11 protein-coding genes are annotated in these 7608 nt (G+C 58.0%); 6 read left to right on the top strand and 5 right to left on the bottom strand.

Annotation, left to right across the window (positions count from 1 at the left end; genetic code table 11):
* Positions 1–345, top strand: a 345-nt coding sequence (locus RMO15_RS07945) for a hypothetical protein (RefSeq protein WP_309710235.1), incomplete at its 5' end; no start/stop codon positions are given.
* 13 nt (positions 346–358) lie between these two features.
* Here RMO15_RS07945 and RMO15_RS07940 read toward each other — a convergent pair.
* From RMO15_RS07940 to RMO15_RS07930, 3 genes are read right to left on the bottom strand one after another with little or no spacing between them, the layout of a single operon-like run.
* The gene (locus RMO15_RS07940; protein WP_309710230.1) at positions 359–532 is read right to left on the bottom strand and encodes a FeoB-associated Cys-rich membrane protein; all 174 of its coding nucleotides are present in this window, start codon (positions 530–532) and stop codon (positions 359–361) included.
* Positions 533–534: 2 nt separating this feature from the next.
* Positions 535–2622 carry a ferrous iron transport protein B gene (gene feoB, locus RMO15_RS07935; protein ID WP_309710227.1) on the bottom strand — a complete coding sequence of 696 codons (2088 nt, stop codon included), beginning with the start codon at positions 2620–2622 and terminating at the stop codon, positions 535–537.
* Positions 2619–2906 (bottom strand): FeoA family protein, encoded by a 288-nt coding sequence (locus tag RMO15_RS07930; RefSeq protein WP_309710224.1) that lies wholly within the window; start codon positions 2904–2906, stop codon positions 2619–2621. Before RMO15_RS07930 ends, feoB begins: the two co-directional genes overlap by 4 nt.
* A 180-nt stretch (positions 2907–3086) precedes the next feature.
* Here RMO15_RS07930 and RMO15_RS07925 point away from each other — a divergent pair, with 180 nt between their 5' ends.
* The 3 genes from RMO15_RS07925 to RMO15_RS07915 are packed head-to-tail and all read left to right on the top strand — an operon-like array spanning position 3087 to position 4850.
* Positions 3087–3758, top strand: coding sequence for a sigma-70 family RNA polymerase sigma factor (locus RMO15_RS07925; RefSeq protein ID WP_309710221.1), 672 nt, complete (start codon positions 3087–3089; stop codon positions 3756–3758).
* Between the two features lie 14 nt (positions 3759–3772).
* Entirely contained in the window at positions 3773–4168 is a 396-nt protein-coding gene (locus tag RMO15_RS07920) for a hypothetical protein (RefSeq protein WP_309710218.1), read from the top strand.
* 1 nt (position 4169) lies between these two features.
* Positions 4170–4850 (top strand): NfeD family protein, encoded by a 681-nt coding sequence (locus RMO15_RS07915; protein WP_309710216.1) that lies wholly within the window; start codon positions 4170–4172, stop codon positions 4848–4850.
* Position 4851: 1 nt separating this feature from the next.
* Here RMO15_RS07915 and surE read toward each other — a convergent pair whose 3' ends face one another.
* Positions 4852–5619 (bottom strand): 5'/3'-nucleotidase SurE, encoded by a 768-nt coding sequence (gene surE, locus RMO15_RS07910; protein WP_309710213.1) that lies wholly within the window; start codon positions 5617–5619, stop codon positions 4852–4854.
* A gap of 29 nt (positions 5620–5648) precedes the next feature.
* Entirely contained in the window at positions 5649–6242 is a 594-nt protein-coding gene (locus RMO15_RS07905) for a Uma2 family endonuclease (protein ID WP_309710211.1), read from the bottom strand.
* A gap of 50 nt (positions 6243–6292) precedes the next feature.
* On the opposite strand from RMO15_RS07905, the gene RMO15_RS07900 reads away from it, so the two are divergent.
* Complete coding sequence (locus RMO15_RS07900) at positions 6293–7363, top strand: deoxyguanosinetriphosphate triphosphohydrolase (RefSeq protein ID WP_309710209.1); 1071 nt, start codon at positions 6293–6295, stop codon at positions 7361–7363.
* Between the two features lie 34 nt (positions 7364–7397).
* Positions 7398–7571, top strand: coding sequence for a hypothetical protein (locus tag RMO15_RS07895; RefSeq protein WP_309710206.1), 174 nt, complete (start codon positions 7398–7400; stop codon positions 7569–7571).
* The last annotated feature ends 37 nt before the right edge of the window (positions 7572–7608 follow it).

Raw genomic sequence — 7608 nt, 5'->3', positions numbered from 1 at the left:
AAATTGGTAACAAAGACGAACATGATCACGATTCACACGGCGGGGCGCACGGCATGGTTGCGGTGTAATGCCCCCCTCTCGGGCGGCCCGGACCCGACTACCCTCCTGGCACAGATTGAGCGCAGTGGTGTACGCGAAGTTTTACTCGACACCTCGGACGCCTCTTGCTCCTGGGCCGATAGCGATGGCCTCCGCTGGCTGCTCGACCTCCACCGTACACTACAGACCCACGGTCACTCTCTGCGCGTTGTCGCGCCTGTGGGAGGCCGCGTCCGGCGCAATATCGCCCTGCTCCAGACCGATCTCCCGCTCTTTGCCAGCGTCAAAGCTGCCTGGCACCACTAGCGATGGATTTAGGTTAACGCTTAGGGACGCGTCGCTCTAGCTGGATCAGCTTTGGTGGTTCTGGCTTGCCACAGCCCTTACAGCCAGGACAGTTGCCGCCCTCGCCGGAATTCAGGCGATGGTAAGCCCGCCGCATGAGATAGGCAGCGGCAAAAACAACGAGAGCGTAGACCAGAAAATCTTGCATAGCTAATATCCCAGAGCCTTTCCGATGAGGTGAACGAGCCAGGTGACGGTCCAAGCGAGCGCGGTCATGTAGGCGAGCTGGAACAGCGGCCACTTCCAGGAGTTGGTCTCGCGCTTGACGACTGCCAGCGTGCTGATGCACTGCATTGCCAGAACATAGAACACCATCAGGCAGATTGCCACCAGCGGCGTGTAAGCTTTCTCGCCCTGGAGCCGATCTTTCAGCGCCATGGCTTGCTGTTCTTCGTCGTCGTTCTCGGCTTGGTAGAGGATCGCCATTGTCGAGACAAAGACCTCGCGGGCGGCAAACGATGCCACCACGCCGATGCCCATCTTCCAGTCGAAGCCCAGCGGGGCGATCACCGGCTCGATGACATGACCGAGCCTTCCTGCATAGGATTGCTCTAGGGCGACGGACTTGGGGCTGTCGGGAGCGGCCTTGGGGTAGCTTGCCAGAAACCAAAGGAGAGTCGAGAGAGCGAGAATCACCGTCCCGGCACGCTGCAAGAACTGCCATGCGGTCTCCCAGAGCCGGAAGCCCAGCGTCCGCCAGATCGGCTTGCGGTAGGGGGGCAGCTCCAAGAGAAACGCGGGGGCCTCGCCCTTGAGCAGTGTTTTATGAAAGAGCGCCGCCATGAGAAAAGTGGCTAGTGTGCCCAGCGCGTACATCGAGAAAAGAACTGCTCCTTGGAGCGTGAGGAGTGCAAAGGAGCGGCTCCCCATCGAAAAGCCAATGAGTGTGGTCTTAGGGATAAACGCTGCGATCAGCAACGAGTACACAGGTAGACGCGCCGAGCAGCTCATCAGGGGAGCCACCAGAATTGTGAGTAGCCGCGCTTTATGCGACTCAATCGTGCGGGTGGCCAGAATTCCCGGAATGGCGCAGGCATAGCTGGAGAGGAGCGGGATAAACGACTTCCCGTGCAGGCCCACCCGGCTCATCAGGCGGTCCATTAGAAACGCCGCGCGGGCAAGATAGCCCGTGTCTTCGAGAAGCGCAATAAACAAAAAGAGCAGGAGAATCTGTGGCAGGAACGTGATTGTCGTCCCCACGCCACTGAGCATTCCCTCGGTAAGAAGATCCCGCAGCGCCCCGGCGGGCATCACGTGCTGAATCCACCCAGAAAAAGCCGCAATTCCCGACTCCAGCCAGCCTTTGGGCACTTCCGCCCAGGTAAACATAGCCTGGAAGAGGATCGCCAGGATGCCCAGAAAGATCGCATAGCCCCAGAACTTGTGCAGAAAGAGCCGGTCCATACGCTCTGTTGTCGTGATAGGAGGCGTGACGGCGCGGCGGACAGCGTGGGCGACAATGCGATTGATCTCGCCGTAGCGTGCCTCCGCAATGGCCGTGGTCGTGTCGTGGCCCTCGCGGGTCAGACGCTCGTGGTCGCCCTGCAGGTGCGCCAGAATTTCGGGACTCCAGCGCGTGGTCTTGGGCGGGACCGTCGCCCCCAGTAGCAAGACCGCCTCGGAGAACGCGGTCTCCGGGGCAAGCTGATGCTGCGCTGTTAGCAGCTCCGCAAGCTCTTTCGCCTCTTCCTCCACGCTGGGTGGGAGGAGCCAGCGGCGTGGGGGCGGGACACCAAGGGAGGACATCAGCGCTTTGCGTAGCTCACTCAGACCCGCGCGGCTGGCGGCATGGATTGGGATAACCGGGATTCCCAGCTCCTGGCTCAGCACCTCCGCATCCACCTCAACCCCGCGTCGCGCTGCCGTATCGCCCATCGTGAGAGCGACAATCAGCGGGAGCCCCAGATCGGCAAGCTGGCTCGTCAGATAGAGATTGCGCTCTAAGTTCGAGGCATCCACCACATTGACAATCACTTCCGGCTTGGGGGTATCGGCACGGTAGCCTAATAAAATATCGCGAGCAATAAGCTCGTCGGGGGACTGTGGTGTGAGAGAGTAGAGCCCCGGCAGGTCAATGAGAGTTGCCGATGAGCCATCAGGAAGTGCGAGAGTGCCTTCTTTGCGCTCTACCGTGATACCTGGGTAGTTGCCCACTTTCTGGCGCAGGCCGGTCAGGGCATTAAAGAGGGTGGTCTTGCCGCTATTGGGATTTCCGACAAGAGCGAAGCGCAGGCTCACGAGCTCGGGGTGTCGGCGTCTACGCCGACACGAATTCCTTCAGCTTCTTCACGGCGAAGCGAGAGGCGGTACGAGCGAAGCTCGATCTCAATAGGACCACCAAAGGCAGCCTTGCGGGCGACTTTGACCTCAGCACCACTGGTGAAGCCCAGCTCCATGAGGCGGCAGCGGTTCGGGCCACTGACACTCAGGACGTGACCGCGGCTTCCCTGCTTGAGGCAGCAAAGACTGCATACTTCTTCCGTTTCCGGACATTCTAAATCTATAATTTTCTCTTCTTGCATGAGCCAAACGCCTCAGAGACCAGTACAATGTATCAGATACTCACCCGAGGAGCAATACCTCCGACTAAAAAAGTCGGCGATATTTTTTATCGGTGGAAGCATACTTTTTTTCTTAATGTGTGCAACCTATGTGCCGCTCGCGTGTCCGAGGAAATACACCACCTCGATACGGAGAGGAAGATGGATGCGATTCAGGTGTTAAGAAGTGGTAAAGGACAGACACTGGCCCCTGGGGTAAATACGGGGGTAGGCGGGACGACGCTACGAGCGCCCGACCCGGATTTGGCTCTGGTTCGGCGCGTCAACGCGGGAGAACTGGCGGCTTTTGAGGTGCTTTTTCGGAAGTACCAGACCCCCATCTTCAACATGATCACGCGCATGGTTCGAGGAGAAGAGGCCTACGACATTACGCAGGAAGTCTTTCTGCGGGTATTTAAGGCCATAAAGAACTTTCGGGGAGACTCCAAGTTCTCCACATGGCTCTATACGATCGCACGCCATACCTGCCTGAACCATCTGCGCCATAAAAATGTCTTATCCGAAGGCTCGCTGGAAGAAGCGCAGGACGATCACCCTGGCAACGAGCCGATTGACGAGAGCATGAATGTCGCCCGCATCTCTGAGATACGTGAATTGCAGCGTGTGGTGGATGAGGTCTTGGCAACACTGCCCGCCGAACCGAGAATGCTACTGATACTGAGAGATTTTGAACAGCTTAGCTACGATGAAATCTCGCAGGTGACGCAACTTTCTATCGTGAATGTGAAGTCTAAGATACACCGAGCCCGGCAAGTCTTTAAGAAGCGCTTCCAGCCACACCTCGCTCTACTAGACGGGGGGATCGGACGATGAACCGTAGGGATATTATGAACAGCAAGCAACTCGACTATGACACGCTCCCCGATTTTCTTGACGGGGCTCTTTCCGCAGAGAAGCGACAAGAGTTTGAAAGAGCGATGCAGAGCGATCCGTCTCTGGCACGGGAAACCGAGGAACTCTCTCAGGTTTTGGCACTTCTTCACAAGCTCCCACAGCGCGAGCCCGTGATTGATGTCTGGCCAGAGCTGGAGCCCAAGTTAATTGAGCACCAGCTTGAGGAGCGCATGGGACTGTTTGCGAGGTGGCGCTTTCGTGGCACCCGGTTTCTCTCGAACTTTGCCTCCGGGGCGATTCTCTTCACGCACGCCGTAGCACTAAACACGGAGACCAAGATGCGCAAGTATGTCATGCCCGGCTCACTAACCTCGGGGGAGGAGGCCTAGGGTGGGGTTTCTGGCATGGTGGGCACAGGCGGAGGCGTTTATCGCGCAGCCTTGGGTGACAATTCTGCTGCTGGTAGCGGCGTGCTTGCTGCTCTTTCACGAGATGCTCACGCCGCTGACCTGGGGACTGACGGGCAACCTGAGTGTGGTCTTCTTCGCACTGGTGCTGCTCGCCCATGCCGTCAGTGGAGTGGGAGTTCTCGTGCTGATTGGCGGTGTCGCGCTACTTTTGGTCGAGACACACCTGCTGCCTGGTCGAGGAATCGCGGCGTTTGTTGGCTTTGGTCTGATCTTTGGGGGGATCTATCTATCTCTGAGCGATGGCCCCAAGCACCTTAATAGTGCTTTCTCACTTGCCACCGCCGCTGCCGTCACGGTCTTCTCCGTCGTCACCTTTCTTGCCTATCTGCCCAAGTCTCCCGTCTGGAAGCAGCTTGGCCGCGAGCTCTACGCCCAGTCCGTCGGGGCAGAGTTCGTCCGCGATCTCCCGCAAGACTGGCTCGGTAAGCGCGGCCAAGTCGCCACGCCGCTCCGGCCCGTCGGGGTTGTCGTCATCGAAGGTCGCCAGCTTACGGTCGTCACCGAGGGCGATTTTTTAGAACCCGGCATCGAAGTCCAGATCACCGAGATCATCGGCGACAGGATCGTCGTCGATCCCATCGCCGCACTAGCGACAGCATAGGCTAAAACCAGCCGCGCATCTTTTCCATGAGGCTGTAGGAGGTCATGTCTAGGTGTAGCGGCGTGACGGCGATGTAGCCCTCGGCGGTGACAGCGCTGTCCGTGCCTTCGGGGGCGGGCTCTTCGCTGGGCAGGCCACCGAGCCAGTAGTAGGCACCGCCGCGTGGGTCGAGGCGCTTCTCCATTCGGTCTTTGTAGCGCCGCTCGCTCTTGGAGGCGATCTTGACGCCCTTAATCTGGTCTTCCGGCAAGTTCGGCACGTTCACATTGAGCAGTGAGTTGCGCGGCAGGCCGTTGGCGACGACTTTAGGCACCAGCTCCCGGGCGATAAAGCGAGCGGCAGTGTCGTAGTGCAGATCGGTACCAAAGCTGATGGTCGAGACAGCGATCGCGGGAAAGCCCAAAATAACGGCCTCCATCGCTGCGGCCACTGTGCCCGAGTAGATCACGTCCCACCCGAGATTAGGGCCATGGTTGATGCCCGAGATCACCAGGTCTACGCCACTCTCCGCACAGATTGCATCCAGCCCCAGTAGCGCACAGTCGGCAGGAGTTCCCGACACGGCCCAGCCGATACTGCCATCCGGAAGGCGCGTCTCCACCGCCCGAAGCGGCTTGTGTAGCGTGATGGCATGGCTTGCCGCCGAGCGAGGCCGATCTGGAGCACACACTGTTACCAAATACCCCTCGTCATCGAGGGCTTTCTTGAGTGCGAGAATGCCAGGGGCGAAGATACCGTCGTCGTTGGAAAGAAGAATACGCAAAGACATAACGACCCAGTATACCCGGCCAGGTGGCTCTACGGGACTACGGAAAAGACAATGCGACTGTAGATTTCGGCAAGGGGAAGTATCACGGAAAGTGCTGGAAGCTCCGCCGAGGCATCAAGGCCCGTGAACTCACGAACGCGCCACGTGGTGCCCTCTTCCCGCGTCCAAACTTCGACCCAAGGGTGATCCTGAGCCACTAAACAGAGTGTCTGGAGCGACTCGCGCTGGCGATAGAGACGGGCTTTCTCTCCAAGATCAAAGTTGCTGGTGGACTCCGAGAGCACCTCAAAGATCGCGGCAGGGTTAGCCAGCGTATCCACGTCTGCATCCATAAAGATCAGCTCACCGCAGACGACGGTAATATCAGGGTAGACATAACGGGTTTCAGAGAGCTGAACACGCATGTCTGAGGTCATAGGCTCGTAGTGCTCTGGGGAGAGCTGATTTTCTAGGGATCGTAAAATGCTACGAACAATCCGATCATGTTCTATAGAAACACCTGGCATAGGGAGCAGTTCGCCATCAATGTACTCACTCTTCGTCTCTGCGAGGCGCTCCTGAAGTAAGTACTGAGCGGGTGTCAGCATCGTCGAAGGTTGCGTAGCATGTTCGGCAACGGGCATAAAAGTATTGTATCAGGCTGAGGTACTATGAATAAAGAGGTTAACTTACCATGACAATTCGGGAGCGAACAGAGCAGTGGGAGCGAGAGTTTCTTTCGGAGTTTGCAACCAAATCGGCAGACTCACGGGGGCGCTTGCGAGCTGAGGAGCCTGATCCGATCCGTACGGCGTTCCAGCGGGATCGTGACCGGGTGCTTCACTGTAAGGCGTTTCGTCGGCTCAAGCACAAGACGCAGGTGTTTCTCGACCCCGAAGAAGACCACTATAGAACGCGCCTGACGCATACTTTGGAAGTGGCGCAGATCAGCCGCACGGTGGCGCGGGCGCTTCGGCTCAATGAGGACCTGGCTGAGGCGATTGCACTGGCCCACGACTTAGGGCACCCGCCGTTTGGCCATGAGGGCGAGCAGGCGCTGGACGACGTGGTTCGCGAGTACGACCCTGAGATGCACTTTCTGCACTACGAGCAGAGTCTACGCGTGGTGGATGTCTTAGAGAAAAACGGCCAGGGGCTCAATCTCACCCACGAGGTGCGGATGGGTATTGTGAAACACTCCAAGGGCCGTGCTGATCTCTTTGACAACACCGCCCCCGAGCCGCCGGGCGAGGACGATCCGCCGCTTGAGGCGATGTGCGTGCGTATCTGCGATAGAGTCGCCTACATCAACGCCGATATTGACGATGCGTTTCGAGCGGGCGTGCTGCGTCCTCAAGATATTCCCAGCGAGGTCTACGAAGTGCTGGGGCGCACCCACGGCGAGCGCATCTCAACCATGGTGCAGAACGTAATCGAGTGTTCTCTGGACAAGCCCTATGTCACGATGGGCGAGCCGTATTTGTCTGTTACGAATCGCCTCAAAGACTTCATGTTCTCCAATGTCTATGTCCATAAAAACGCCGCCAAGGCCGAGCTGTCTAAAGGTACCGCACTTCTCAAGCAGCTCTTCCGGCTCTACATGGAGTTCCCTGAGCAGATGCCTGAGAACCGCGCCGATACCTCGATGGAGGCGTCTGATCGCGCCTTAGTCGTTCTGGACTACATTGCAGGAATGACGGATCGCTTTGCGGGAGACCAGTTTATCCATCACTTCTTCCCCAAAGAATGGCGCAGAATACCATGATGACCTCTCCCCGCCGCTGATGCTCAACCCTCTAATGACAAAGCACTTGCGTCTTCCAAGTTGGTTTTTACCCACGCTCTGCGTCGGGCTGAGTGCAGCGACGGTTTTCGGATTCTTGGGGCGCTGGAACTGGGTTCTCGATCTGTTCTCCCACTTTCGTGTGGTCTATGCCTGGAGCGCACTGCTACTGGCGGGCTGGTTTCTCTGACAGAAAAAGCGCAAGTGGGGCGGCGCGGCGCTGTTTT

It is taken from the genome of Armatimonas sp. (assembly GCF_031410135.1).
GTDB lineage: Bacteria > Armatimonadota > Armatimonadia > Armatimonadales > Armatimonadaceae > Armatimonas.
This window is presented reverse-complemented; position numbering and strand designations above follow the sequence as displayed.

Excerpts from the sequence above, each read along its gene's own strand:
- RMO15_RS07920 (WP_309710218.1), top strand. The coding sequence starts at position 3,773 with ATGAACAGCAAGCAACTCGACTATGACACGCTCCCCGATTTTCTTGAC.
- RMO15_RS07900 (WP_309710209.1), top strand. The coding sequence starts at position 6,293 with ATGACAATTCGGGAGCGAACAGAGCAGTGGGAGCGAGAGTTTCTTTCG.
- RMO15_RS07940 (WP_309710230.1), bottom strand. The coding sequence starts at position 532 with ATGCAAGATTTTCTGGTCTACGCTCTCGTTGTTTTTGCCGCTGCCTAT.
- RMO15_RS07905 (WP_309710211.1), bottom strand. The coding sequence starts at position 6,242 with ATGCCCGTTGCCGAACATGCTACGCAACCTTCGACGATGCTGACACCC.
- RMO15_RS07925 (WP_309710221.1), top strand. The coding sequence starts at position 3,087 with ATGGATGCGATTCAGGTGTTAAGAAGTGGTAAAGGACAGACACTGGCC.
- RMO15_RS07930 (WP_309710224.1), bottom strand. The coding sequence starts at position 2,906 with ATGCAAGAAGAGAAAATTATAGATTTAGAATGTCCGGAAACGGAAGAA.
- surE (WP_309710213.1), bottom strand. The coding sequence starts at position 5,619 with ATGTCTTTGCGTATTCTTCTTTCCAACGACGACGGTATCTTCGCCCCT.
- RMO15_RS07895 (WP_309710206.1), top strand. The coding sequence starts at position 7,398 with ATGACAAAGCACTTGCGTCTTCCAAGTTGGTTTTTACCCACGCTCTGC.